We start from the raw sequence: 25,728 nt of genomic DNA, 5'->3' as shown, positions 1-25,728 counted from the left end.
ATCCTGTTTTCGGCACCGGCCCACGCCGGCGCGTTGGCAAGCCGCTCGGAAAGGACGCTATTCGAGCCCGGGTGGATCGAAGACGCCGGCCGCCAGATCGGCGGTGAAGCCGTCGATCCAGTGCGTTCCGGGACCGGCATCATAGGTCACGGGCTCGCTGGGCACGCCAAGCGCCTGGACGGTGACCACGCGCTCGATGTGGTCGACCCGGCCATGATCGGGGTACTGCTCTTCCCAACTCACCGCGAAGCCGTCGACCGGCCGCTGGTATTCCCGACAGGCCGCGGCGAACGCATCGCGCTCGCTTTCTGGCAATGCCTCGTGGCGTGTGTGTGTCATGGGAGGTTTCTCCTGGTCAGTGGTCTCCACCACAGCATAGCGGGTATCGTGCCCGTCGGCATCGTTCACCGCCCCCGCACGGGAACGTCCGCGGCGTGCCATGAACAAACGTTTGATGAGAGTTGGTCTTCCCCGGCGCGGTATTATCGGTAGGCAGAGCCGTGCCGGGAGGGGAAACATGATTTCCAATTCATCGCAAAAAGACCTCAAGCCTTCGTGTCTCACGGCCGTTATTCAGGTTAAGCCGCGTGACAGCCAGATGCGGATCCATCCCGTCCTTGCGCCCGTCGCGGCGACGCGGTTGCAGGATGGCGAGGCGCAATCTGCCGGCATAGGCATGGACGCGGATTGCCATTTCCGGAAGAAACTCAAGAAGGTCGCCGGTCGTAAGGGCGAAGTCGCTTTGAATACTGCACACAACCTTAGCAGCCGATTGAAACGGACGGCCGTGCCCGTTTGCCGTAGCTGGAGCGACCGGCAAGTGCCCAACCTGGAGGCGACAACCCGTGTGCTGGTCGTCGATGACTACGCGCCGGCGGCCGAAGCGCTGGCGACGGCACTGGGCTACGAGGGCTTCGATACCCGTTTCGCGCTCAGCGGCGTCGACGCGTTGGGCACCATCGGCATCTGGGTACCGCACGTAATCGTCCTGGACATCAACATGCCCGAGCACGATGGCTTCGAGACCGCGAGCGTCATGCGACGGCTCACGGCAACCCGTCACCTGGGCATCATCGCCTTCACCGCACTGTCCGACGTCGAGATCGAAACGCGCGCCCATCTCTGCGGGTTCGATGGCTATTGCCAGAAGGGCAGCCCGTTGCAGCAACTGATCGGCCTGATCGACGGCATGGTCGTATAGGCGCGGCGCGCAGCGCCTCTTACTTGAGTGCGGAAAACGCAGTGGGCGCGAGAAAGTAATTCTCGATGCGTTCGACGATGATCTTCTCCGCTTCGCTTGCCGCCCGCTTGGCCAGCCATTCCGGATCGGCCTGAAAGGCACCCCACTTCGCCTCGCGATCCGCCATGCTGTCCCATTTCAGCAGGTAGGTCAGTGCATGGTTGCTGGGACCGACCAACGTCGTCCAGAATCCGACCTGCTCGATGCCGTATTTCTCGAAAAATGCCAGCGTGGTCTGGGTGAAGCGCTCCTGCAGGGCGGGTAACCGGCCCGGTGCGCAATGGTAGATGCGCATTTCGACGATCATGATGTTTTCCTGTTGGTTGAAGTACGGCGATCGGCACGGCGCCGGCGTCGCCGCTGTGATGCATGCATGCGCATGTCCATTGTTCACCAGTTCCGGCAAAACCGCTCGTCGCGTGCGCCGCGTCCGGTACGGATCGATCCAAAGCGAAGCGAGTGCCGCAGGCCCGAAGAATACGGGAAGCGGCCCGCCCCGCCGCGTTTTCCCGGGTTTTCGAGGTTGCTACAATGCCCTCGTCGCGCTGTGCTCTCCTGCTGCCCACGCATCCGGTTCCGATGCCGCGATGACGCTGGCGGCGCGCGGTCGCTCCGTTCTGGGAAAAATGTCATGCCCTCGATCTTTTCACGCTTCCGGTCGGGAGCGGCGAACACCGACGCGCCCCCCGCCCGGCAAACGGATGCGCCGCCCTCGCCTGCGCGTCCCGCCACGGCATCCGCCGGTTCGCGGCTTGCCGGGCACGCGAGCCTCGCGGATCTCGCGGCCGTCGCCAAGCCGGCGCGCAACTCGCGCGAAGGCGCGCCGGACAGCCCGCCGTCGAAGCGGCGCCTGCCCGGGATATCCGAAGTGAAGGCCATGCTGTCCAAGGACACACGCTACGAGGCAGGCTTCGGCATTTCCTCCAAACGCACGGCGCTCACGCCCTTTCGTTCCAGCACGAAGTCGCCCACCCCGAAACTGGGCGGCAGCGTGCGTCGGGAAGACACGATCATGCCGGCGCCGCCTCCCGAACTCGGCGAGGCCAGCCATGGCGTACCGCGCACGGCGCCGCCGCCAAGCGAGGGCTTGAAGCGCCTGGGCTCGAACGGTGCGCTCGACCGCCTGTTCGCGGACCGCGGTTATTTCAGCGCAAAACAGGTCAAGGAAAGTACATCGGACCCCTATTCCCTGCCTCCCCTTCTCTTCCAGTCACGGAGCGACACCCCCGCGGTCGCGGCTTCCGCCACGACAAACCCGCCCGACAGCGCGCAATTCGCACGGGAAGTGGACAAGGCTTTCAACGATGTGGAAGGCAAGCCCCCGCGCGCGAAGCTGCAAACAGCGTTGCAGGATATCCAACACGCGTTGTCCCTCAGCGAGCCGACGGTCGTGCTGCTGGCCAAGACGCTCGACGCGACCTTCGGCCATGCGTGGGATCCCGCCGCGCGCGCGCTCGCGGCGCTGGACCGCCTGCGCGAAACCGACCTGCTGGGCGCGATTCGCGCCGCGGGCCAGCCGGACGCGCGACCCGGCGGCGCCGACGCATCGGCGGCCACGCGCGATGCCTGGCTGCTCGCCCAGAAGCTCGAAAGCGTGAAGGGCGGCGTGGGCATGGACCTGCTGGACAAGCTCACGCCGCACACGCCCTATCCGGAAGGCACCCATGTCTCGGTTCCCGGCAAGGAGCGCATCCTGTTGCGGACCTACCTGAAAGCGACGACGCAACTGGCAATGGAGAAAAAACCCGGGACCGGCGCGGCCTCGGGCGCGCCGGGCGCGCAGTTCGACGATCCGAGCGGCAATCTGCGCCGCGCGATCGATGCCGAACCGGATGTCTGGCCGGGCGCGAAGGGTCGCCCCACGCCGGCTGGCATTCCCTTGACGGTGGCCGAGAAGGCCTTGCTGGCCATCAAGGATGCGCTCGGCGGCATCGACCGCCACGTCGCCGACGCCGGCTCGCGCGGCAAGCCGCTTCCCGTTCGCGATCACGGCTGCGACTTCGCGATCGGGATGATCCGCGGCGGCATGACGACGGACCAGAAACGCAATATCGACAACACGCGCAGCGAATTCGATTTCGTCGAAAGCCGTACCCAAAAATCGTGCGGCCCCCACCTGGAGCGCGCGCTGCGGCCGTCGTCGCGGGGCACGCGCGCCCTGAATGCCCTGGTCAATTTCTTCAATCCCACAAGCAACTTCACCGTCAACAAGAACAAGTCGCCCCTGCGGACATACGACGCGCTCATCGCCGGCAAGCACGGCGGCGTCCAGGTCGCGCATCGCGGCGGCATCCACGAAGGCCGTACGTTTTCCGACATGTTCGACGTGCTGAACACCGCCATCGCGGCGCAGCTTCGCGAAGCGGGCGTCGGTGACCAACCCGATCCCCAACGTCTCGCCGGCGAGGAAGGCACGGCGCTGATCCAGCAGCTGGCGCGCGAGGCGATCATCGCGACGACGCGCAAGGAAGTCGTGCTGCTGCCCCGCCTGGCGCAGCCGGTGGCATTGTCGCCCCGCGCCGAGGAGATAGCGGTCGGACTGGTGCTCGCGAAGCTGCCCGCGTCCGATTCGCCGGATGCGACGGCGACGTTGCGGCGGAAGATCGCCGCTAGCGTGCACCAGGAAAACAGGCCGCTCACGCCCACGCGCCTGCTCGACTGGGCGGGCATGGCGGGCGGCCCGCGCGACGCCGAAGGCGCACGAACCCTCGCGCAGGCCGGCGCAGGGGGATCGGTCCCCGCCGGCGCACCCGACTGGCGCGCGTTCGCGAAGAGCTTCGAGCGGGTGGAGAACCTGCAGATCACGCCAGTGGATACGCGCTCGCTCAAAGGCATGACGCGATCCGAGGCGGCCGAATCGCTCGGCAACGTGGTGTCGCACGAGGAACTCGGTTCGGGCATCTCACTGAACAGCGCCGGCAACGTGCAGGTCACCACGCACAACGCCACCGGCCTCGTCTCCAGCATCCTCTCGGGCACGATCGCGAGCGTGCGGGTCGACCTCGGGGGCGGCATGATGCGTACCGTGTCCTTCGAATCCTCGACCACGACGGATCGCAGCGCGCTGCGCGTCAGCGTCTCGACGCTGATACCGAAGCAAATCGGCGCGGGCGCATCGGGGGGCCACGCCCTGGGGCACGAATTCCCCGTGACCCTGAGCGCGGGCGGCGACATCAACCATGCCTGGGGCACGGTTCACCAGGAGGGCGCGGTGTTCGGCTTCCCGCGGCACCTGTCGGGCGGCGTGGGCGGGGATCGCGCCGTGAACGCGAAAAAGGCGGCGCTGGTGAAGATGCTGCTCGACCCGGAAACGCCCCGCGGAATGGCGCAGCCCGGCAACGGGGAAGACCGCGGCTCGCTCGTCAAGCGCGCCTACCAGGCATTCGGCGACGACCTGTCGATCGGACGTTTCGAATTCACGGACCGCGAACACGTCACCACGGGCTCCAGCACGGGCGGCGCGGGCATCCGCTTCGGCGATTTCCGGCTGGGCCTGCCCAACATGCGCGTGGCGGGCCAGTTGCAAAACGGCAAGACCACGTACCGCGAGACGTCCGGCTGGCTGCGGACCGAGCGGGACACGCAGGCGCAGACTTTCAAGGCCAGCGCGGACGGCATCCTCACGGCCCTGTACGGTCTGGACGCCGTCGCGCGCGGCGACGTGACGGGTTACGCGCAGGTCCTCGCGGGCAATGGCGCGGCCGGGGGCGTGGATTTCTTCCGATGCGGGCAGGTGGACGCGCGCACCCGCATCCTGGAGGACGGCAAGGAACTGCCCACCAGCTTCGCGACCCGCTCTTTCCTGGACCCCCGCTCCTTCGTCGCCGGACTGGCGCCGGAGATCGACCAGTTCGCGGAAGACAAGGCGAAGAAATTCGCTCCCGCCACGTACAGCGACCCGGCGAGCCGGGACGAGGCGATCGCGCGCGAGAAGCGCCACATGGGAGAGATGGTCGGCCAGTACCTCGCCGAGCGCGACATGACGGCGATGCCCATGATGTATTGGGAGTTCGGCCGGCATGTCGACACCGCGAACCTGCTCGACGCCGAGGCCGATCTCTCGGGACGACGCGGCGAGACCCGGGTGCAGACCCAGGCGCGCAACGAAATCGACGATATCCACACGGGCAGCGCGTACCGGGAAGGCCGGTTCCTGATCAATCAGAAAGTGCGCTCGCACATCAACGACACCGGCCTGAACGGTGTCGGCGGGGTGACCCATGCCGTGCGCGATCGCGCGGTCGAAACGGCGATCGGCTTCACCTGACGCGTACTCGGCACCGCCCCTTCGTTTACCCGGAGCCGTCAGATACGCGCAACAGTGTCCAGACGCGGAAAGCCCCGCCGCGCCTGGGTTCGAGCCGGATGCGCGGCGTCATAAAATTTTTTTATGCGCCGATGTTATTTTTTTTGTTCGACCGTTTTAAACGGCCTCCACACAATGTTCCCTGGCGCGGCAGTGGATCGACGTTTCAGGATCGGCGTGCTGGAAGAAATCGCATTGCTTGAAATCGCATTGCTTCGCTGACCCAACGATCCGGCGAAGAGTCACATTCACACCACGACCCACCTTCCCGAACGGAACCAAGATGAAAAAGACGCTTCTTTCCATGGCTGTGCTGACCGGCTGCGGCGCCACGTCCGTCTACGCGCAAAGCAGCGTGACGCTGTATGGCCTGATCGACGAAGGCTTCGTCTACACGAACAATGTGAAGACCACGGGTGGCGGCCATGCGCGCTATGCGCTGTCGAGCGGCAACGTGAACGGCAGCCGTTGGGGACTGCGTGGCAGCGAGGATCTGGGTGGTGGCCTCAAGGCGGTTTTCCTGCTGGAAAACGGTTTCACGCTGAGCAACGGCGCCTTTGCCCAGCAGGGCCGGGAATTCGGCCGCCAGGCCTTCGTCGGGCTGTCGAGCGATCAGTTCGGCACGGTGACGCTCGGACGTCAGTATGACTCGATCGTCGACTACATGGGCCCGATGTCGCTCACGGGCACCGGCTACGGCGGCTTCCTCGCGACCCACCCGTACGACAACGACAACCTCGACGACTCCTTCCGCGTCAGCAATTCCGTCAAGTTCGCGAGCGTCAACTACAACGGCCTGAAATTCGGCGGCATGTACGGTTTCTCGAACTCCACGGGCTTCAACCAGAATCGCGCCTACAGCGCGGGTGTGTCGTACACGTTCGCCGGTTTCAACATGGCGGCGGGCTACATGCAGATCAACAATTCCCTGAGCGGCTCGACGCCCACGTCCACGACCGGCGCGGTCAGCGACGCGGTCATCTCGGCGGCGCGGCAACGCGTCTATGGCGGCGCCATCAACTATGCGTTCGGTCCGGCCGTCGTCGGCGTGGTGTTCACCCAGTCGCGGTTCGAAAACGCCGGACAGGGCGCGACCGCCGGCTCGGTGTCGTTCGGCCTGCCCGCCGGCGCGTACCTGCGCTTCAACAACTACGAAGCGAACGTGCGCTACAGCGTCACGCCCGCCTGGAACGTGTCGGCCGAGTACACCTACACGCAGGCGCGCGAGTCGGGCTTCGTGGGGGGGGGCGACAGCTCGCCCAAGTTCCACACCGCGTCGCTCATGACGTCGTATTCGCTCTCGAAGCGCACCGACGTCTACGCGCAGGGCGTGTACCAGTTGGTCAATGGCCGCAACCTCCTGGGTGGCGCGGACATTCTCGACGCGGGCGGCATGTCCAGCACCAACCGCCAGGTGGTCGGGTCGGTCGGCGTTCGCCACCGCTTCTAAGGCGACGGGACGGCACGCGGCACCGGCTCCGGTGCCAGTGCCGCTCCTCCACCGCGGGCCTGCCCCGGGTCCGCGCAGGGCCCGATGTTTCGCACCCCTTCCGGACGGGCCCGGTTTTTCCCTGCCGCCTCCCGGGCGTCGCGCAAGTCCGCTCCGCGCCCGCTCGCCGGTCCCGCGCCGATCGCGGCACACCTCCCCTTCCTTCCCCTCCCGCCGCGCTTCACGCGCTGTCGTTTACCCCAAGACCGGACACCGATATGCGCGGCACGAACGCCGCGCCACATCGCGAGAGCACCGCAGCGCCTGGGTTTTCGGGTGATCCGGTCCGGCTACAAATTTCGTTTATGGCCGGATGTTATTTTTTTTGTTCGACCGTTCCAAGGCTTGTCCAGAGAATGCCTTCCATGCGCAGCGTCCCCGGCTGCGTCGACACCGAGTCGAGCCCAAAAAAACGGAGTTTCGCATGGCAATCTCAAATCGTTCCCTGTCCGATCGCGCCGCCGATGCGCGCACCGTGCGCGATGACGCACGCTGGCAGTTCTGGGTGGACCGTGGCGGCACGTTCACGGATATTGTCGCGAAGCGACCCGACGGCACGCTGGTCACCCACAAGCTGCTGTCGGAGAATCCCGATCAGTACAAGGATGCCGTGGTGCATGGCATCCGTCACCTGCTGGCGCTGCGTGCGGACGAGCCCCTGCCGCAGGACCAGATCGACGTCGTCAAGATGGGCACGACCGTGGCCACCAACGCGCTGCTGGAACGCAAGGGCGCCCGCACCCTGCTGGCCATCACCCGCGGCTTTGCGGATCAGTTGCGCATCGGCTATCAGGACCGGCCGAACATCTTCGCCCGTCACATCGAACTGCCGTCGCTGATGTACGAGCGCGCGGTCGAGATCGACGAGCGCCTCGACGCGCACGGCGCCGTGCTGCGTCCGCTCGACGAGTCCGCGACACGCAACGCCCTGCGCGCCGCCCGCGAGGCGGGCATCGCCTCGATCGCAATCGTGCTGATGCATGGCTACCGCTTTCCGGCACATGAATTACGGGTCGCCGAGATCGCGCGCGAAATCGGCTTCACGCAGATTTCCGTCAGCCATGTCGTCAGCCCCCTGATGAAACTCGTGGGCCGTGGCGACACCACCGTCGTCGACGCGTATCTGTCTCCGGTCCTGCGCGACTACGTGGCGCGGGTGTCGAGCCAGTCGGGCGATGTGCGGCTGATGTTCATGCAGTCGAGCGGCGGCCTCGCCGACGCCGACCGTTTCCAGGGCAAGGACGCGATCCTCTCCGGCCCGGCCGGCGGCATCGTGGGCGCGGTCAAGACCTGCGAGGCCATCGGCGAACGCAAGGTGGTGACCTTCGACATGGGCGGCACCTCCACCGATGTCGCGCATTACGCCGGCCACTACGAACGCGTGTTCGAGACGCAGGTGGCAGGGGTGCGCGTACGCGCGCCGATGATGGACATCCACACGGTGGCGGCGGGCGGCGGGTCGGTGTGTTCGTTCGACCGGGGCCGCTTGAAGGTCGGCCCCGAATCCGCGGGCGCCTACCCGGGCCCGGCGTGCTATCGCAACGGCGGTCCCCTGACCGTCACCGACTGCAACGTGATGCTCGGCCGGGTGCAGGCGGCCTATTTCCCGCACGTCTTCGGCCCGAACGCCGACCAGCCGCTCGACCTCGACGTGGTGCGCAGGAAGTTCACCGCCCTCAGCCAGCAATTGCGCGAGGAGACCGGGCGCGAGATGAGCCCCGAGGCCATCGCCGAAGGCTTCCTCGCGGTGGCCGTCGACAACATGGCCCAGGCCATCAAGACCATTTCGGTCGAACGCGGCCACGATGTCTCCGACCACTCGATGTGCGCGTTCGGCGGCGCCGGCGGTCAGCACGCGTGCGACGTGGCCGAAGCGCTGGGCATGCGGCGCATCATCCTGCATCCGTTCGCCGGCGTGCTGTCGGCCTTCGGCATGGGCCTGGCGGATCTGCGCGTGCTGCGCGAGAAAGCCGTCGAGTCGCTTCTCAATGGCGCCGATGTGGAGAAGGTGGTCGCCTCGGTGCTGGCCTCGTACGACGCGCTGACGCAGGCCGCGACCGGGGAGATCCTGGCGCAGAAGGTCCCGTCGGATCGCATCAGCACGACGCGCAGCGCGCGTCTCAAATACAAGGATACGGATTCCACGCTGGAAGTGCCCTGGTCCGATCCGACGGGCATGACCTATGCCTTCGAACAGCTGCACCGCAAGCGCTTCGGCTTCGTCATGGAGGACAAGCCCCTGGTGATCGAATCGATCGCCGTGGAAGCCGTGGGCGCCACCGGCGACACGCCGCTGCTCGCGCCGGATGCGAACGCGCCCGCGGCCGGCTCGCCGAACACGCCCACGGACAAGGTCCGCATCCATCTCGCAGGCAATGCCCGCCTGGTGCCGATGTATGCGCGCCGGCAACTCGCCGCCGGGGAGGCGGTGTACGGGCCCGCGCTGATCACCGAGGACATCTCGACCATCGTGCTGCAGCACGACTGGATCGCGACCGCGCGCGGCGACGGCACGCTGGTGCTGCAACGCAGCGAGTCCGTCCCGGGCTCGCAGGAGCGCAACGCCCTCACGGTCACGACCGAGCGGCACCCGGTGCATCTGGAGATTTTCAACAATCTCTTCATGGCGATCGCGCAGCAGATGGGCACGACCCTCGAGAAGACCTCCTATTCGGTCAACATGAAGGAGCGGCTCGATTTTTCGTGCGCCATTTTCGACCGGGCGGGCGCGCTGATCGCGAATGCGCCGCACATTCCCGTGCACCTCGGCTCGATGGGCGACAGCGTGACCAGCGTGATCCGCGAGCATGGCGCGTCGATGAAGCACGGCGATGTCTACGTATTGAACGTACCGTACAACGGCGGGACCCATTTGCCGGACATCACCGTCGTCATGCCGGTGTACGACCGCGACGGCAGCGAACTGCTGTTCTATGTCGCCGCGCGCGGCCACCACGGCGATGTCGGCGGCATCACGCCCGGCTCGATGCCGCCCGACAGCACCGTCATCGAACAGGAAGGCGTGCTCATCGACAACGTCAAGCTGGTGGACAGAGGCGTGTTCCTGGAGGAGGAAACGCGGCAGCGCTTCCTGGCCGGCCCCTTCCCGAGCCGCAATGTGGACCAGAACATCGCCGACCTGATCGCACAGGTCGCGGCCTGCGAGGCGGGTGCCACCGAGCTGCTCAACACCGTCGACCGCTACACCGCGCCGGTGGTGCTGGCCTATATGCAGCATGTCCAGGACAACGCCGAGGAAGCCGTGCGCAACGCGATCGCCGTACTGAGCGACGGCAGCTACCGCTACGAAATGGACGACGGCGCGAGCATCGTCGTGAACGTTTCCATCGACCGGGAGACCCGGCAGGCCAAGGTGGATTTCACCGGCACCAGCGTGCAGCGCCCGACGAACTTCAACGCCCCGCGTTCGATCTGCAAGGCGGCCGTGCTGTATGTCTTCCGCACGCTGATCGATGACGAGATTCCGATGAACGAGGGCGTGCTGCGCCCGGTGGAAATCGTCATCCCCGAGGGTTCGATGCTCAGCCCGGTATACCCGGCGGCGGTGGTCGCGGGCAATGTGGAGGTTTCGCAGGCGGTCACCGACGCGCTCTACGGCGCGCTCAACGTCATGGCGGCCGCACAGGGCACGATGAACAATTTCACGTTCGGCGACGAGGTCAGCCAGTATTACGAGACGATCGCCGGCGGCTCGGGCGCCACGGCGACGCACCCCGGCACCTCGGCGGTGCAGACGCACATGACGAACTCGCGCATGACCGACCCGGAAGTGCTCGAGTGGCGCTTCCCGGTGCTCGTCGAGCAACACGCGATCCGCCGCGGCAGCGGTGGCGCGGGGAAACAGCGCGGTGGCGACGGCGCAATCCGGCGCATCCGCTTCAACCGGACGATGACGGCCAATATTCTCGCCAACCGCCGCCGCGTCCCGCCGTTCGGCCTGGCCGGCGGCGAACCGGCACAGCCGGGCCGCAATTGGGTCGAACGCGCGGACGGTTCGCGCAGCGATTTCGGCGCGACCCACAGCACGCCGGTGCATGCCGGCGACGTGTTCGTCATCGAAACGCCCGGCGGAGGAGGTTTCGGCGCCGCCTGAGCGGGCCCGTCACGCCGCGCCCGCCCGGGCGCGGCGCCAGTCAGAAAGCACCTCGCTCGCCGAGGCTTCCGTTCCGTGACCTGGAGGTTTGCATGAATACCGCAGTGAACTTGTTTCCATTGATCGGCGTTCTCGTCATCGTCATCGGTTTCCTTTTGCGTTTCAACCCCATGCTGATCGTGGTGGTCTCCGCCATCGTCACCGGGCTGGCGGCGCACTTTTCCGTCGTGCATATCCTCGAGGCGCTCGGCGCGGGCTTCGTCAAGACCCGGGTGATTCCCCTCATCATCCTGCTGCCGCTCGCGGTGATCGGCCTGCTGGAACGTCATGGATTGCGTGAACGCGCGCAGATCTGGATCAGCGGCATCCGCGCGGCAACGCCGGGACGCCTCCTCCTGGTCTATCTCTTCATTCGCGAAATCACCGCGGCGCTCGGGCTGACCGGCCTGGGCGGGCACCCGCAGATGGTGCGTCCGCTCATCTCGCCGATGACCGAGGGCGCCGCCGAGACCCGGTACGGCAAGCTGACGGACGCGGTGCGGTACCGCCTGCGCGCGATGGCCGCGGCCACGGACAATGTCGGCCTGTTCTTCGGCGAGGACGTTTTCGTGGCTTTCGGCGCGATCGTCCTGATGGTCACGTTCCTCAAGGCATCGGGCATCATCGTCGCGCCGATGGAGGTGGCGCTGTGGGGTATGCCGACGGCGCTCGCCGCCTTCCTCGTGCACGGCTTCCGCCTGTATCGGCTCGACCGCACGCTCGACGCGGCCCTGCGCCCTTCGGGCGGCACGGTGCCCGCGCCCGCCGCGACGGGCCTCCCCCATGCCGCCACCGACATGCGTTCCGTTACCCGTCCCATTTCGGCCTCGACTCCCGCCACGCGTCCCGGAGACCGTCAATGACACTCTCGATCACCACCTTCTTCTGGCTGCTCGGCGTTCTGCTGTTCATCATCGGCGGGCTCATCATCGGTGACCGGGCGCACCCCCGCCGTTTCTCCGCGGGCGGCTTCTGGATCCTGTACGGCGCGCTGTTTCTCGCCTCCGACCGCCTGCCGGGCTGGCTCGTCGGCGCGGCGGTCATCGTGATGGCGTTGATCGCGGGCTTTGGCGGCGTGACCGGCGCGAAACCGTCGATGCCCGCGGAGTCGGTTCGCCGCGATACCGCGCTGCGGCTGCGCAACAAGCTCTTCCTGCCAGCGCTGACGATCCCCTTCGTGACGGTGCTCGGCACCCTGCTCGCGCCGCATCTCGTCTTCGGCGGCGTGCCGCTCATTGATCCCAAAAACGTCACGCTGGTATCGTTCGGCGTGGGCTGCATCGTCGCGCTTGCCGCGGCCTGCGTGGTCACGCGGGACACGGTATGGCAGTCCGCGAAGGAAGCCCGTCGCCTGCTCGACGCGCTCTCCTGGGCCGTGGTGCTGCCGCAAATGCTGGGGATTCTCGGCCTGGTGTTCGCGGACGCGGGCGTGGGCAAGGCCGTGGCGCACGTGACCACCTCCTACGTCAACATGGATTACCGATTCGTCGCGGTGGTAGTCTATTGCGTGGGCATGGCGCTGTTCACCATCGTCATGGGCAACGGCTTCGCGGCCTTTCCGGTGATGACCGGGGGCGTCGGCGTACCGATCCTGATCGGTGTGTTCCACGGCAACCCCGCGCCGATGGTCGCCATCGGCATGTTTTCGGGATATTGTGGCACGCTGCTCACGCCGATGGCCGCGAACTACAATATCGTGCCCGCGGCACTGCTCGAATTGCCGGACAAGTACGGCGTGATCAAGGTGCAGGTGCCCACCGCGCTGACGATGCTGGTCATCAATATTGTCCTGTTGAATACTCTGATGTTTCTGTAAAAGGGCCTGCTGACCACGACGCACGCGGGCCCGACCCGGAGTGGACACGGACGTGTTCCGGAGCGCGATCCGCTTCGGAACACGTCCAGGCCATCAGGTTCGCATGGCGGTGCGCGTATATCGAAAAGGCCAAATGAATCTCAAGTTTCTGGACACGTTCATATGGGTAGCGCGGCTGCGCAGCTTCAGCCTGGCAGCCGACAAGATGCATTCGACGCAGGCCGCCATCTCCAGCCGGATCTCGGTCCTGGAGCAGGAACTGGGCGCGCGCCTCTTCACCCGTGACCCCAAGGGAGTGACGCTCACTCGCGAGGGCGAGCGCGTCCTGCAGCATGCCGAATACGTCACGCAGGGCATGCTGCGCCTGCGCGCCTCGCTGCGCGACGAAACGCTGGAGTTCGGCTCGATCCGCATCGGCGCGATGGACAGCGCCGTGCACTCGTGGTTCGTCGACTTCGTCACCAACGTCACGCACCAGTTTCCGAACCTCGACGTGGAGGTCACGGTGGACACGGCGCTCAACCTGAACGATCAGTTGCGCAAGGGCATGCTGGACGTGGTATTCCAGACCGACGCGCTGCGCGAGGAAACGATCCAGAGCGCCGAGTTGTTGCAATTGCCGTTTTCGTGGATCGTCGAGCCGGGCTTCGCGCGCGCCCAGAACATCGGCCATGAGGCGGCGACCGCCGCGCTCAGGGCACTGGCGCGCGGCAAGCTCATCACTTTTTCCCACCATTCCCGGCCGCACCAGGACCTCGTGCGGCTCCTGCAGGCACATGGCATCGGGGCGTCGCGCATCAGCTGCGTCAATTCGGTGGCGGCCATGATCAAGCTGGCGCAAAAAGGCTTCGGTGCCGCCGTGATGCCGTCCGCGCTCGTCGCCAAGGAGCTCGCGGAGGGTTCCCTGCACCTGTTGGGCGGCATCATCGCGCCGCCCCCGATGCCCTTCGTCATGGCATGGCGAACCGGCTCGGAATGGCCCGAGCGTTTGATCGACGTCGCCTTTGAAACGGTACGCGCCTACTCGGCGCGCGTGGGCGAGGACCTGGCGCGCCTGGCCGTGCCATAAACTTTTCTTATACTCGGCAATTTTATTTCTTGTTCGATCTGCCGTTCCCCCCGCGTAAGAATGGAATCGTGTCCCACCCAGCGCAAGCAGTCGAGCAACAACATGGGAAACCTTCTCAGAGGTTCACCAAGCGATGCGATATTTTGACATTCCCGTGCTGCGCAGCTTCCTTCTGATCGCGGAAGGCAAGAGCTTCGCGGAAGCGGCGTCCGTGGTGGGGCGTTCGGCGTCCGCCATCACCCAGCAGATCAAGCGGCTCGAGGACGATATCGGCGCGCGGGTGTTCGTCCGCACCGCCCGCGCCGTCACCCTGACGCCCGACGGCGAACGCCTGATCGCGCACGCACAGCGGCTGCTGTTGCTGCACGACGAGGCGATGCTGGCTTTCTTCGACGCGCCGGGCAGGATCCTGCGCCTGGGGATCACGCAGGATATCGCCGAGCTGACGATGCCGTCCCTGATCCACGCCTTTCGCCAGCGCTACCCCGATCTTTCGCTGGAGGTACGGGTCGACCGCGCCGAGATGCTGGTCGGCCAGATCCGCAACCAGCAGCTGGACCTGGCCATTGCCGAGCGCCGCGAGGATGGCGCCAACCTCGGCGTCATCGGTTCCACTCCGATGCTGTGGTTGGGCGATGCCGCATTCTCGCTGCCCAAGACGGGGCGCGTGCCCATCGCGATGCTCAACGAGCCGTGCATGTTCCGTTCCACTTCGCTCGAGGCGCTGTCCACCACCGGGCTTTTCGGCGACGTGCTTTATACCAGCCCGAGCCTGCAGGGCGTCTTCGCCTTTTGCAGCTGGCGGCATGCCGTCACGGTACGCACCGCCCTCGCCCTGCAGCATTCCGGGCTGGTCGATGTCGGCCCCCGGCTCGGCCTGCCGGAATTGCCGCGACTATCGTATTGCGGCTACAGCAAGAACAAGGATCACCGCGAGGTCAAGGAATGGCTGATCGAGCAGGTCGCGGAAACTTTCCGGCCGGACCGCCGGGGCACGGCCATGGCGAAGTCGTCGCTGGCGGAAATCATGGCGACGCTGGCGGAATGACCCGCGCCGCGTGTGGACATCGATGACATCGACCTCCCGCGCGACCCACGTCGCTCAGGGCGCCAGTTCCCGTCCCCGGGTTTCAGGCAACGTGAGGGCCGCGAAAATCACGATGCCATAGGCCGCCGCGGCGAACAAGCCGATCGCATGACCAAGGGACATGGATTGCGAGACATGGCCGATGAGGAAGGGGAACGTCGCGCCCGCCGCGCGTCCCATGGTGTAGCAAAAACCCTGACCCGATCCACGCATCTGCCCGTTTTCTGCCGATCCTGTCGCTCAACCACGCGCCCGTCAGATACCCGCAGTATGAACCCGCGATGATGACGCCCAGGTAGCCGCCGGTGCCGATGATGCTCAGGCCTTTCTCGGTTTTCAGATAGGTGGGCAGCCAGGTGGTTACCGCGTAGTAGCCGCCCTGCACGCCGGTGGCCAGCACCGACGCCCGGATGGTGGTCCACAGGATGCCGGGCGCGAAGATGTCGAGCATCGAGGACGATTTCGCTTCCGTGGCATTCATGCGCTGCTGCTTGCGGTGCACCTCCGGCTCGTCGACGAAGCGACGGATGTAGATCACGAAGGGAGCGGGCAGGATGCCGATGGCGAACAGCACGCGCCAGGCATAGGCGGCCGGTACCCATGAATAGACCACGGTGAACAGCAGCGTCGAGAGCCCCCACCCCAACGCCCACCCCGCCTGCACCATGCCCACGGCCTTGCCACGATCACGCGGTCGGATCACCTCGCCGATCAGCACCGCGCCCGCGGTCCATTCGCCCCCGAAACCCAGGCCCGTCAAACCGCGCGCCCACAACAACTGACCGAAGTCCTGCGCCAGCGCACACAGCAGGGTGAATACCGCGAACCAGACATCGTGATCTGCAGCGTCCTGACGCGGCCCACCCGGTCGGACAGGATGCCGGCCGCCCAACCGCCCACCGCCGACGTCAAGCCAGTTATCCCGTGCACTGGATCGCCCAGCGCGGCCTGCTGCCTTCCGATCCCGCGTCCCTCGCGCGCGCGATGTTGCGCTGGCCCATCCTGACCTTCGGGCGAGGAACCGCGCCGCACATCGCCGTGGACGCGATGGTCACCCGCCTCGCGGTCCATAACAACGTGCCGCTGTCCGAGACGCGCGTGACGTGCATGCCGTCGGTGGCGGCGATGATCCATTTGCTCAGGGACGGTTACGGCGTCGCCGCCGTGCCGAGCTTGCTGGTCACCGCCTATCTCGACAGCGGCGAACTGGTGGCGTTGACGGGTCTGCACGCGCCGCCACCGATCGTCGTGGCCATGTGTCGGCGCGCCGATGCGGGGGTCGCCACGCTCGCGGCCGAACAGGCCGCACACGACGTTTGCCGCGGTTTCTGCGTGACGCACGGCAAGGCGCTGATCGAAGCATTGTGACCGCCCGGCGTGGCGCCGGCGCCGGATTCGTTTCGTTTCGCTTCGCTCCGGGATGAACGCCTTCGCTCCCCATACCGAAGGAAATTCCAGCGCTTTCATCATGGCACCAGTCGCATTCGATGCCGCCTGGCCGCGTGAACCGCGGGTAGCGGATCCTGGAACGCGCATCCACGCGACGTTTCGTTATGGAAAACGTTGCGTCCTTTCGAAAAAAGCGCCATTCGACCGAAATGATGGTGCCAATGACGAAACGATTCCGCCCGCCCCTCCCTGCCTGCTTTTATCCTGCGAGCGATCATGGAGAAAGACAATGAGGGTGGCCGGCGTTCTATTTTGTTTACTGCTCTTGCTGGCTCCCTGGCGGCTGGCGCAGGCGAACTGCTTCGATGACGCCGCGGCTTTTCACCACGTCAATGCGAATGTCCTGCGCGCCATCGCCTGGATCGAATCGCACAATCAACCCGCGGCGAAACACGTCAACGAGAACGGCTCGGTCGACTACGGCGTCATGCAGATCAATTCGATTCACCTGCGGCAGCTGTCGCGCTACGGCGTGGACGCGTCCGTGTTGATGCAGCCCTGCAAGAACGTCTACATTGCCGCGTGGCATCTGCGCAATCAGATCGTACGCTATGGCAATACATGGGCCGCGGTGGGGGCGTACCATTCCGCGACGCCGACGCTACGTGACGGCTATGCCGCGCAAGTTTCCCGGATTTTGCGCGGCTGGCATCTGCTGAATGCACCCGACGCGCAGGACATGGCCGAAACGGACGCAAACGACGATCGGGCTGCCTCGCGCCTCCACGCGAAACGGAATAGACCGTCCCCCGCGCAGGAACCGGTCTCGGCGATGCGGCGAGTCGGCTTGAGCACCGCGGAGGCTGCGGCCATGCTCGAATGAGGCGTATCCCGTTCACTCAGCGCTTTTCCCCTCTTCTTTAGGATTTCGACGATGCCGCTTCCTGTCCTTCCCCCTACTGGAGGCCATGTCGGCCGGATCAACCCGAGCGAACATAACGCCCACACGGAACCGTCACCCGGCGCCCGGCCCACGGGCGCGCCGAACGCGTTGCGGCGTTCCCACTCGCAAGGGTCGCTCGGGGGACTGAGCGCGCGTGCCGATGGCGTTGGCCGACCAGCCCCGTTGCGGCGCCCGCGGTCGCAATCCCTACCGGAGCCCGCGCGGCCCGCAGTCATCGCGGAAACAGCGCGACTGCGTGATGCGAATGTCCATCCGATGGAATCCCGCAGGCCTCCCGCGCCGGCCGACGATGCTCGCCCGCCCCATGTCCCGGAACAACCGGCGCCCGAGGCACGATTGGAGAACCCGGACATGTTGCAAGGCGCTCGCCTTCAGGAACAGGCCATTAAATATCAAGCGGCGATACAGATAGCGAGCCAGTCGTTCGAAATGCAGAAGCTGGGACCCGCAAAGGCGGCGGAGCTGACGCGGCCGAGTTAGGTTCTCGCAGGCCAGGACCGACGCGAGGGTCGGCCCCCGGCCAAAGGGCATACGCATGTGCGAGCGCACTTCGTCACACGCGACATCTCTCGATCAGCAGCGTCGCATCTCCACTGGCAGAAAGGAAGCGGACGATCTACCGCTCCCGGCGGCAGGCTCTAGCCGGTAGCCCGCCGAATATACCGCTTTCAATTCGATGCTTTCGCCTTCCGTCAGGCACAGCTTGCGACGCAGCTTGTAGATATGCTGTTCCAGCGCGCGGCCGACTTGATCGGCGCCCTGCCCCCATATTTCCAACGCGATGCGGGGCCGACTCAACAAAGCGCCCGGGCTGGAGAAAAACAGCCAGGCGATCGAAAATTCGCGGGCCGTCAGCTTGACGTCTTTCCCGCGGAACGTCACGCGCTGCGACCATTGGTCCAGCACGTAGTCGCCCAGTTCGATCTGGGTCGTGTCCTGGCCTTGACTCTTCAACCGGGACGCGCACCGCGCCGCGCGCGCATACAGCTCACCCACGTTGAACGGGCCGACGACGATGTCGTCGCCGCCCATTTCGAATGCGCGGGCCATGGCGGTCGGCAGCAGGAACTGGCCGATGACAAGAATGGCAAAATCCGTGCGGGCATGGCAGGCGCGCCACGATGCGAGACGGCCAACCGCGTCGAGATCCTCGTCGGCATCGACGATCACCACGTCGATGGCCGCGCGGGATGACAGGTGGCGGATCAGGTCGGTACGCAGTTCAAAATGCAGGGGTTGGCAATCGTCTTCAAGAGTCGCAAACGCGGAAATCATGTCCTTTACGGTTTCGCTTTTCGTCAACATGGCAAGTATCACGAAATTTTCCTTTGTTTGACGTTTGGGGCAGCCTTGACGACGGGGGAGCGCCAAGGGGGCCGAGTCGCGGTCATACATTGCTTGAATAATAGAGTGGAGAATTCCAGCAAAGATTAATTTTTCTAAATTGTAAATCTCGATTCAATCAACCCAACTACCGGACAGGTATTAAGTTCCGGATTGAGTTCGAACCATTTTTAATCTATTCATCAAACCGTAATAATCGAAAGACTCAACGTCCCGGTCTTACCTATCCTTACAAAGCTTTCTTTGCTATGTGCGGTACCGCACAGTCAAAATGCCAATGTCCGGTAACCGGCTCATTGCACTTTTTACATTCAGTTACAAAAGTAACAGGCGCCGCAAGGGTTGGGGAAAAGCGATATCGATCGGGAGCATGGCGTCGCGCGGCGGGCGCGCGTGGCTTCCCCCCTTGCTGCCCGTTGTTGCGGGGTGCAAGGGGGGGAAGCCACGATTGAAGGAAAGCCGCGCCTGCGGGGTCGCGGGCCGCGGAGATCGGAGCATGCCTGCCGCGTGCTCCGTGCGGTTGCGCTCAGGCGGTGGCGTGATGGTTTTGATATGCCTGCTGGGCCTGGTCGCTGGTTTGATCCCGGGCGACATCGGTCACGCCTTCCCGCAGTCCCGACTCGACGCTCGCACGTTCCGCCTCGCCCACGCCTTGTTTCGCGCCGACGGTGACATCCGCCTCGATGCCATCGACCGCCCCCCTGGCGATCGCGCCACCCGCGCCCGGCAGCGCCGCGATGCCCACCGCCGCCTCCGCCATGCCGATGCCGGCTTGCTTCTCCGCCGCCCGAATGGCCGACCTACCCCCCCCCGCCCGCCGCGACCGATGCCACTTCGAGTTGTCCGGAAACCGTTTTCGCGGCCATCGACGCGCCGGCGAACAGCACGCCGATGCCCGGGATCCTGGCCAGCGCGTCCAGCACCGTCGACACCACGTCGAGGATTTTCGAGAAAACGTGCAGGAGGCCCTTGAGGAATTTCATGAATCCCCCGCCCTTCGACTTTTTCTGTTTGGGCTGATTCTGGGTGCCGGCCTGCATGGCTTGAATTGCCGCGCCGTCCGCCGGAGAACGCGTCGCCGCCGCGCTCATCGCCGAGGTCGCCGGCACTCCCAGCGACGTGGCCGCCGATGTGGGTGGCGGCGTGGCGACATACTGGCCGAAGCTTTCCAGGTTCCGGGTAAAGCTGTCGAAATCCCCTCCGCCGATCTTGCCGTCGTCGGCCGCGTAGAGCGGATTGCCGGAATGGCCCTTCTTGCCGTTATCGAGCATGCCGAACAGCAATGGATCGTTCAATAATTGCTGCGCGGCGGTTTTGACCGCGTCGCTCGCATTCGGGTCGGTCGACATCGTGCGAAGCTTGTCGCGCGTCAGATTGCCGCCGCCGAAGAACGCATCGCGATTCGCGCCGATGGTCTGCAACGTATCGGTCTCGCTCTCGGTCAGCGTGATTTTTTTCGAGATCGCATCTTCCAGGTGCCCGCGGGAGATCGACGTGCCGTCGCCCGCCACGCTCTGGAACGCGTCGGGATGATCGAGCATGTGTTTCGCCGCCGCGACGAGCTGCGGCGGCGTCTTGCCCTCGCTGCCGGTGCCATCGACGCGGGCCTGCAGCGATGCCTTGGAGATGTGCTTCGGCAGATAATCCGAATACCGGTACAGCTCGCGCATCGCGTCATTGCTCGTCATCGCGCGTGGCTGCGTATCGCCGTCTGCCGCATCGGACGGAATGTAGTTGGCGACGAAGGCCGCCGCCTGTTTCCGCTGGTACGCCACCATTTCCGGATGTTTCGCGACCAGCCGGATCACGTCGTCGACGCCGATCCTGCCGTCCACCTTGCCTTTCTTGCCGGCATCGAGCATGTCGCGCAACGCGGGATCGTCCTTGAGCTTTTGGAGCGCGGCTTTCAGATCGGACGGCGTCTTCGGGTCGTCGATCTTCGATTGCAGATCGGAGACCTTCCCCTTGAGTGCCGCCGCATGCCGATCCAGAACCGCGAGTGTCGCCATCTCGTCGTCGGTCAGTGTGGGATTGCCGCCGCTCGCGGCGAGGCGGGCACGGTCGGCTGCGCTGGGTTCATCGGCGGTGGCGTCGGTGCTGGCGCTGGCGCCGGTGTCGGTGCTGGCGCTGGCGCCGGTGTCGGTGGTCGCCGGCACGACAGTCTCGATGCGCAGGGTATTCGCCGACCCCGAGGTCACCGGCAAGGCGTCCGGGGACGCTGCGGCACCGCTGTCGCACGATTCGCGCGTCGCGCCGCATGCCGACTGCATGCGCAGCGCGCGTATGCTGCCCGCCGAACCGAACATACCGGCCAGGCCCAACGTGATCGCTTCGGCGGCGGTGTCGACCGGCGTCGCATCGTCCGGTTCGTTCGGCGTGGCTTCGCCCGATGCAGCGACGGAGATTCTGAGATCCATCGTTCCCTCCTCTATTCGAGATGCCGACAGTCCGACGCGGCCGCTGGTTAGGCGGTGCGTCCGATTATGCGAAGCAGGGAACATTACGGGGCATTACAAAAACGAAGGCGGAAACGCGCGAGCGAATCCGCCCTCTCTCGGCGGAGAAATTTCCATGAGAACGAAAGGGGCCGCCCACGCCGTCGGGCTCGCCCCTTCTCGCCCACGCCGTGCATGTGTCATCTGTGCGCGCCCTACCCGCGGCGCCGCTCACCTCACCCCCGCCCGTCTCCTTGCAAACTGCCCATCTGCGCGCCGCGGTCCGGCCGCGAACGCGCGGTGGGGCCGAGGTTCAACTCGTCACGCATGCCCAGTTCCGAATCCTGCTGGTACGCGCCCGCCGGCGTGAGGATGCGCGGCGTCACGAGGAACAGCCGCTGGAACTTCTGCCCGGTATGGCTCTTGTAGCGGAACAGCCCGCCGATCAGCGGAATCTTCGACAGCCCCGGCACGCCGGTTCCCTGGCGCTCATCCTGGTCGACCGCGTAACCCGCGATCAGCAGGCTCTCGCCCTGGTTGATCAGTGCCTGGGTGTCGATCGTGCTGTTCGAGACGACCGGCAGGCTGCTGACGGTCTGCGTCGTCAACTGGCCGTCCTCGATATGCACGTTCAAGCGGATATGGGGCGTCTCGCCGGCATCGCCGCTGCCGCGCACGATCATCGGCAGCACCCGTAGCGACACCCCTGCGGAGATGCTGTACAGGTCGGCGGATTGATAGCCGGACACCGGCACGTAGAACGTCTGCTTGTTGTCCATCACCGCCTCGACGTTGTCGAGCGTCGCCACCTTCGGGCTGGCATTGAGGGTGGCCTGATCGGTCTGCTGCAGGGCGCTGATGCGCGCCAGCAGGTAACGGCCCGCGCCGCCGAGCACGGCGGTGAACACGCCGCCCACGGGCGTGGTGCTGGTGACCGAGCTGGTACCCGCCGTCGTCGAGGTATTGAAGCCGCTCGGGTTGATCGCGCTGGTGGAGGTAGCCAACGTGTTCGTGCCGTTGCCGGTCTCGATGTCGGTGTGACCCGAATGCGCGCGCCAGTCCACTCCCAGCTGTTCCAGCGCGTTGTCGGTGATCTCGATGATGCTCGCGTCGATTTCCACCACCGCCGGACGCACGTCGAGCGAGGCGATCAGGGACTCGAACGACGCCATGTGGTCGGGCTGTCCGCGCACCAGGATCGAGTTGGTCCGCGGATCGGGCGTGATCACCGGCCGATCTTCGGCATAGACATCGGTGGTGCGGGAGCGACGCGAGCGCGAGCGGCGCGGCGCGACGTCGCCATCGTCGTCGTCCCCGTCGCTCCCGCTCGCCACGTCGCCCTGCGGGAACGGCGCGCCGGGGCTGGCACCGCCGCCCCCTCCGCCACCCAGCAGGCCGGGCAGGCCGACGGTCCACCCGCCGTTCGACGCGGCTGCGCGCGGCCGGCTGCCGCCGCCCGTGCCCACGTCCGCCCCCCCGCCGCCGCCCGCGGAATCGGCGACGTTGCGCAGCCGACGCGCATCCGCCTGCGGCGCGGTCTGCGAACCGATCGGTCCCCCGCCCTGTTCATAGAGGCTGCGCAGGATGGTGGCCACGCCGGTGATCTTGATCGACTGGCCATCGACGGTGACGGTATGGTCGCTCGCCCATGCATAGCGTAGCGGGAAGACCCGCACCGCCTGTCCGCGTTGGGTCAGTTGATGGTTCTGATCGACCAGCTTGGCGATGTCGCCGATCAGTTCCACGTAGCGCGGCGGGCCCGAGACGACGGCGGTGCGCGCCTCGTCGTCGTAACGCACCGGAAAGCGGCGATCGTTCACCGCCAAACGCGACAACGAACGGCGCAGGTCCGCGGTGGAGGCCGTACGCAGGCCGATCGTCGCGTTGGTGATCTCGTCGGAACCATAAATGCGTAATACCGAGCCATCGTAGTACCACACGAAACCGAACGACGACGACATACGGTTGAGCAACTGCTGCGGGCTCGACTGGAAATGACCGGTGACGTTGCCGTCGACCTTCGGCGAGATCCAGATCGGCACGCCGGCGCTGGCGCTGACGTCGCGCAACACGTCGCGCAGTGCCTTGTGATCAGCGACGTAGTCGATCTGCATCGACCGCCAGGGGATCGGCGCCGCGTGAGCGGTCGTGACGCCCAGCAGCGGCACCGCTGCCCACAGGCTAGCCAGCAGGCACCAGCGTGCGGTGAGCGCCGTCCTGCGGCGGCCGGGCGCGAGGGGCGCCCGAGCGCGTGCGCGGAGGGACGTGGGTCCGGTCATCTCAGCCATTCATGGTCTCGGAAGGCGATTCGTTGAACTGCTTGCGATAGCTTTTGATGAGCGCCGAGCGGCTCGTCACGCCCCACCGGTTCGCGGTGTCGAGCACCGATGTGCTGGGACGGGATTCGTCGAGCAGTTCGCCGCGAATGCCATCCAGCCGCAGCTGCCGGATCAGGGCGCCGGGCGACATGCCGAGGGAGCGCTTGAAGACCATCTGCAGCGCTCTTTCGGTGACGTTGATGTAGGCGGCGACTTCGCGCGTGGTCAACGCGCTTTGCGCGATGTTGTCGATGATGTAGCGGTAGGCGCGCCGGTACTTGGCCGGCAGGCGGCCGACGACGTCGTCCGAGCGCCCCTGCGCGCCCGCCTCGCTGCGCGGATCGAGGGTACGCATCATCAGCACCTCGGAGCGCAGGCAGTGCAGCGCCTCGCGTGAATAGCGGGTATAGAGCGTCAGCGCGTTCAGCATCTGTCCGCGCAGGGCGGCCACCTTCGCGCTGGCATACAGCCAGTCCAGGTTCGAATGCATCGCGCCGTTGCCGATATCGCGCTTGCCGATGGCGTCGAGCAGACGCTCGGCCAGCGTCGAGAATCCACCGCCGAGCGCCGCGAGCAGCGCCCCCACCCGCATCTGCGGCAACAGCGTGGCGCTGCCGCACAGGCGCACGTCTTCGAGCACGCGCGAGAGCTGGGTGGCGGCGTCGTCGCTGCCGACCGAGGTATCGACCAGGCAATGCAGATAGGCGACATGCCGGCGCATCAGCAGCGGCAAGACCGCGGCGGCGGCGGCGCTGGGCAACGGCGCGGGATGCACCTCCTCCGTGGCCGGCCGCTGGGCGCCATTGAGGCGGGCCGATTGCCAGAAGACATGATCGGCCAGCGCGCCCGCGCAGCGCACGCCGATCTGCACGCGAAGATCGGCGGCGAGCAGGTCGACCACCTTCCCCCACAGCGGGTCGGCGACGTTGGCAACGAACCGTCTTGCATACTCGAGCGCTTGTTCCGCCGCCGATTGCTGACCCAGTTGGTGATCGACGATCGCCAGGCCGATGCAGGCTTCCGTCGCCTGTTCGGGGCTCGCGGCTTCGTCGCGCACGATGCGCGTGAAGCAATTGCGCGCGAGACCGAAGCGGTCGCGCTTCAACGCCTGCCAGCCGGCATTGCGGCAGGACAACATGCGGATCTCGTCGTCCACGCCGCTGCAGGCGCGCTGCGCGCGTGCATAGTATTGCTCCGCCTCTTCGTCGAGGTCGCGCAGCGCGAGGGAATCGGCCAGGGCCAGCAGCCGCCGGTCATCGCCGTCGTTGAGCTGGCGTTCGTTACTGTCGGCCACCGCCGCGACGGCGGCGTACGCGTTTTGCCAGTCGCCCTCGAGCAATGCCTTGGAATAGCGGGGGAGCAACGTGCGGGCCGAGATGCCCGAGACCAATGCAAAGTAGATCCTGCTGACCATGATTTCACCTATTCGCGTAAATACGTCGCGATTGTCGGGGCATGGGGGTATACCCAGGGAAAGCGCTTGTGTTGAATGCGAAACCTGCGTACACAATAGCGAAAAGTCCTACTTCGAAAGATCAAGAAACCGGTTCTAAATTCTCAAGTTTCTACACCATTTGATAGGCGTCGGGCACGACCCGCGCATGTCCGACAGATGTCGTCCAGCAACGATCGGCCGGCCGCGCGCTGGTGCGCCGCGATGTCGCGCCGATGCGCTGGCGTTGGTGAACGGCGCCGACGACATCCGCATCGGTGACGAGCGACATCCCGTTGAACCGTGATTCCCGGCCAAATTTCGCCGCTGGCTTCCGCGCTTCGGAAAATACGGGGGCGGGCGGGAGGGAGGGAATAGGCTGCAATCTCCCTCACTCTTTTTTTCCCTTGCCATGAGTACTCACATTTCGTCCTCTACGCCCTCGACATCCTCCACGCATTCTTCCGATGAGCCCTCCTCGACGAGTTCGTCGAGCAAGCCCTCTTCAACGAATAATGGCGGGGATAGCACCACCAGCACATCGTCGGACAGCAGCGATCTTTCCGATAGCCTGGACACCATGCTCCTGCAGGTCGGTCAGCAAATCATGCAGAGCGGCAAGACGCTTTCCGCCAACCTGAAGGACGACGACAGCGACGATAGCTGAGCGGCCTGCCATGCGCCGG

Annotated in this window: 18 protein-coding genes and 2 pseudogenes; 11 read left to right on the top strand and 9 right to left on the bottom strand. The window is 65.7% G+C overall.

Annotated features, from left to right (window positions below; translation table 11 throughout):
• Window positions 1-57: 57 nt before the first annotated feature.
• Window positions 58-339 (bottom strand): hypothetical protein, encoded by a 282-nt coding sequence (locus tag OVY01_RS07560; RefSeq protein WP_267846806.1) that lies wholly within the window; start codon window positions 337-339, stop codon window positions 58-60.
• Between the two features lie 178 nt (window positions 340-517).
• Here OVY01_RS07560 and OVY01_RS23145 point away from each other — a divergent pair, with 178 nt between their 5' ends.
• A complete protein-coding gene (locus OVY01_RS23145; RefSeq protein ID WP_349293496.1) occupies window positions 518-1,201 on the top strand; it encodes a response regulator in 684 nt (227 codons plus the stop codon).
• A gap of 19 nt (window positions 1,202-1,220) precedes the next feature.
• Here the strand turns inward: OVY01_RS23145 and OVY01_RS07550 are convergent, their stop codons facing one another.
• Window positions 1,221-1,547 carry an NIPSNAP family protein gene (locus OVY01_RS07550; RefSeq protein WP_267846804.1) on the bottom strand — a complete coding sequence of 109 codons (327 nt, stop codon included), beginning with the start codon at window positions 1,545-1,547 and terminating at the stop codon, window positions 1,221-1,223.
• A 324-nt stretch (window positions 1,548-1,871) separates the two neighbouring features.
• Here OVY01_RS07550 and OVY01_RS07545 point away from each other — a divergent pair, with 324 nt between their 5' ends.
• The 7 genes from OVY01_RS07545 (at window position 1,872) to OVY01_RS07515 (ending at window position 15,121) form a co-directional block, all read left to right on the top strand.
• Window positions 1,872-5,507 (top strand): hypothetical protein, encoded by a 3,636-nt coding sequence (locus OVY01_RS07545; RefSeq protein WP_267846803.1) that lies wholly within the window; start codon window positions 1,872-1,874, stop codon window positions 5,505-5,507.
• 322 nt (window positions 5,508-5,829) lie between these two features.
• Entirely contained in the window at window positions 5,830-6,996 is a 1,167-nt protein-coding gene (locus OVY01_RS07540; RefSeq protein ID WP_267846802.1) for a porin, read from the top strand.
• A gap of 463 nt (window positions 6,997-7,459) precedes the next feature.
• On the top strand, window positions 7,460-11,149 hold the full coding sequence (locus OVY01_RS07535; protein WP_267846800.1) for a hydantoinase B/oxoprolinase family protein: 3,690 nt from the start codon (window positions 7,460-7,462) through the stop codon (window positions 11,147-11,149).
• A 92-nt stretch (window positions 11,150-11,241) separates the two neighbouring features.
• Window positions 11,242-12,051 (top strand): DUF969 domain-containing protein, encoded by an 810-nt coding sequence (locus tag OVY01_RS07530; protein ID WP_267846799.1) that lies wholly within the window; start codon window positions 11,242-11,244, stop codon window positions 12,049-12,051.
• Window positions 12,048-13,004 (top strand): DUF979 domain-containing protein, encoded by a 957-nt coding sequence (locus tag OVY01_RS07525; protein WP_267846797.1) that lies wholly within the window; start codon window positions 12,048-12,050, stop codon window positions 13,002-13,004. The genes OVY01_RS07530 and OVY01_RS07525 overlap by 4 nt, the downstream gene beginning before the upstream one ends.
• A gap of 133 nt (window positions 13,005-13,137) precedes the next feature.
• Complete coding sequence (locus OVY01_RS07520) at window positions 13,138-14,073, top strand: LysR family transcriptional regulator (RefSeq protein ID WP_267846796.1); 936 nt, start codon at window positions 13,138-13,140, stop codon at window positions 14,071-14,073.
• 133 nt (window positions 14,074-14,206) lie between these two features.
• Window positions 14,207-15,121, top strand: coding sequence for a LysR substrate-binding domain-containing protein (locus tag OVY01_RS07515; RefSeq protein ID WP_267846795.1), 915 nt, complete (start codon window positions 14,207-14,209; stop codon window positions 15,119-15,121).
• A 54-nt stretch (window positions 15,122-15,175) separates the two neighbouring features.
• On the opposite strand, the pseudogene OVY01_RS07510 reads toward OVY01_RS07515, so the two are convergent.
• Window positions 15,176-16,081: pseudogene (locus OVY01_RS07510) on the bottom strand (MFS transporter); the annotation flags it as partial.
• Window positions 16,082-16,084: 3 nt separating this feature from the next.
• On the opposite strand from OVY01_RS07510, the gene OVY01_RS07505 reads away from it, so the two are divergent.
• Complete coding sequence (locus tag OVY01_RS07505) at window positions 16,085-16,528, top strand: LysR substrate-binding domain-containing protein (RefSeq protein ID WP_267846793.1); 444 nt, start codon at window positions 16,085-16,087, stop codon at window positions 16,526-16,528.
• Window positions 16,529-16,838: 310 nt separating this feature from the next.
• Window positions 16,839-17,273 (top strand): annotated as a pseudogene (locus tag OVY01_RS07500) (lytic transglycosylase domain-containing protein); the annotation flags it as partial.
• Window positions 17,274-18,086: 813 nt separating this feature from the next.
• Here OVY01_RS07500 and OVY01_RS07495 read toward each other — a convergent pair.
• The 6 genes from OVY01_RS07495 to OVY01_RS07470 form a co-directional block, all read right to left on the bottom strand.
• Complete coding sequence (locus OVY01_RS07495) at window positions 18,087-18,908, bottom strand: response regulator transcription factor (RefSeq protein ID WP_267846792.1); 822 nt, start codon at window positions 18,906-18,908, stop codon at window positions 18,087-18,089.
• A 475-nt stretch (window positions 18,909-19,383) separates the two neighbouring features.
• Window positions 19,384-19,617 carry a hypothetical protein gene (locus OVY01_RS07490; protein WP_267846790.1) on the bottom strand — a complete coding sequence of 78 codons (234 nt, stop codon included), beginning with the start codon at window positions 19,615-19,617 and terminating at the stop codon, window positions 19,384-19,386.
• A gap of 40 nt (window positions 19,618-19,657) precedes the next feature.
• Window positions 19,658-21,274, bottom strand: a complete 1,617-nt coding sequence (locus OVY01_RS07485) for an HrpF/NolX family T3SS translocon protein (protein ID WP_267846788.1) — start codon at window positions 21,272-21,274, stop codon at window positions 19,658-19,660.
• Between the two features lie 254 nt (window positions 21,275-21,528).
• Window positions 21,529-23,580: a type III secretion system outer membrane ring subunit SctC gene (gene sctC, locus OVY01_RS07480; RefSeq protein WP_349293495.1), complete on the bottom strand. Its 2,052-nt coding sequence runs from the start codon at window positions 23,578-23,580 to the stop codon at window positions 21,529-21,531.
• Entirely contained in the window at window positions 23,573-25,024 is a 1,452-nt protein-coding gene (locus tag OVY01_RS07475; protein WP_267846787.1) for a helix-turn-helix transcriptional regulator, read from the bottom strand. The genes sctC and OVY01_RS07475 overlap by 8 nt, the downstream gene beginning before the upstream one ends.
• A gap of 151 nt (window positions 25,025-25,175) precedes the next feature.
• Window positions 25,176-25,334, bottom strand: coding sequence for a hypothetical protein (locus OVY01_RS07470; RefSeq protein ID WP_267846785.1), 159 nt, complete (start codon window positions 25,332-25,334; stop codon window positions 25,176-25,178).
• 120 nt (window positions 25,335-25,454) lie between these two features.
• Between OVY01_RS07470 and OVY01_RS07465 the strand changes: the two genes are divergently transcribed.
• On the top strand, window positions 25,455-25,709 hold the full coding sequence (locus OVY01_RS07465; protein WP_267846783.1) for a hypothetical protein: 255 nt from the start codon (window positions 25,455-25,457) through the stop codon (window positions 25,707-25,709).
• The last annotated feature ends 19 nt before the right edge of the window (window positions 25,710-25,728 follow it).

The organism is Robbsia betulipollinis, assembly GCF_026624755.1.
GTDB lineage: Bacteria > Pseudomonadota > Gammaproteobacteria > Burkholderiales > Burkholderiaceae > Robbsia > Robbsia betulipollinis.
This window is presented reverse-complemented; position numbering and strand designations above follow the sequence as displayed.

What these genes read in the sequence shown, in the direction of transcription:
- OVY01_RS07560 (WP_267846806.1), bottom strand. Translation starts at nt 339, where the DNA reads ATGACACACACACGCCACGAGGCATTGCCAGAAAGCGAGCGCGATGCG.
- OVY01_RS07470 (WP_267846785.1), bottom strand. Translation starts at nt 25,334, where the DNA reads ATGTCGCTCGTCACCGATGCGGATGTCGTCGGCGCCGTTCACCAACGC.
- OVY01_RS07545 (WP_267846803.1), top strand. Translation starts at nt 1,872, where the DNA reads ATGCCCTCGATCTTTTCACGCTTCCGGTCGGGAGCGGCGAACACCGAC.
- OVY01_RS07465 (WP_267846783.1), top strand. Translation starts at nt 25,455, where the DNA reads ATGAGTACTCACATTTCGTCCTCTACGCCCTCGACATCCTCCACGCAT.
- OVY01_RS07495 (WP_267846792.1), bottom strand. Translation starts at nt 18,908, where the DNA reads ATGTATGACCGCGACTCGGCCCCCTTGGCGCTCCCCCGTCGTCAAGGC.
- OVY01_RS07535 (WP_267846800.1), top strand. Translation starts at nt 7,460, where the DNA reads ATGGCAATCTCAAATCGTTCCCTGTCCGATCGCGCCGCCGATGCGCGC.
- sctC (WP_349293495.1), bottom strand. Translation starts at nt 23,580, where the DNA reads ATGGCTGAGATGACCGGACCCACGTCCCTCCGCGCACGCGCTCGGGCG.
- OVY01_RS07530 (WP_267846799.1), top strand. Translation starts at nt 11,242, where the DNA reads ATGAATACCGCAGTGAACTTGTTTCCATTGATCGGCGTTCTCGTCATC.
- OVY01_RS23145 (WP_349293496.1), top strand. Translation starts at nt 518, where the DNA reads ATGATTTCCAATTCATCGCAAAAAGACCTCAAGCCTTCGTGTCTCACG.
- OVY01_RS07520 (WP_267846796.1), top strand. Translation starts at nt 13,138, where the DNA reads ATGAATCTCAAGTTTCTGGACACGTTCATATGGGTAGCGCGGCTGCGC.
- OVY01_RS07540 (WP_267846802.1), top strand. Translation starts at nt 5,830, where the DNA reads ATGAAAAAGACGCTTCTTTCCATGGCTGTGCTGACCGGCTGCGGCGCC.
- OVY01_RS07550 (WP_267846804.1), bottom strand. Translation starts at nt 1,547, where the DNA reads ATGATCGTCGAAATGCGCATCTACCATTGCGCACCGGGCCGGTTACCC.
- OVY01_RS07515 (WP_267846795.1), top strand. Translation starts at nt 14,207, where the DNA reads ATGCGATATTTTGACATTCCCGTGCTGCGCAGCTTCCTTCTGATCGCG.
- OVY01_RS07485 (WP_267846788.1), bottom strand. Translation starts at nt 21,274, where the DNA reads ATGGATCTCAGAATCTCCGTCGCTGCATCGGGCGAAGCCACGCCGAAC.
- OVY01_RS07490 (WP_267846790.1), bottom strand. Translation starts at nt 19,617, where the DNA reads ATGGCGGAGGCGGCGGTGGGCATCGCGGCGCTGCCGGGCGCGGGTGGC.
- OVY01_RS07525 (WP_267846797.1), top strand. Translation starts at nt 12,048, where the DNA reads ATGACACTCTCGATCACCACCTTCTTCTGGCTGCTCGGCGTTCTGCTG.
- OVY01_RS07475 (WP_267846787.1), bottom strand. Translation starts at nt 25,024, where the DNA reads ATGGTCAGCAGGATCTACTTTGCATTGGTCTCGGGCATCTCGGCCCGC.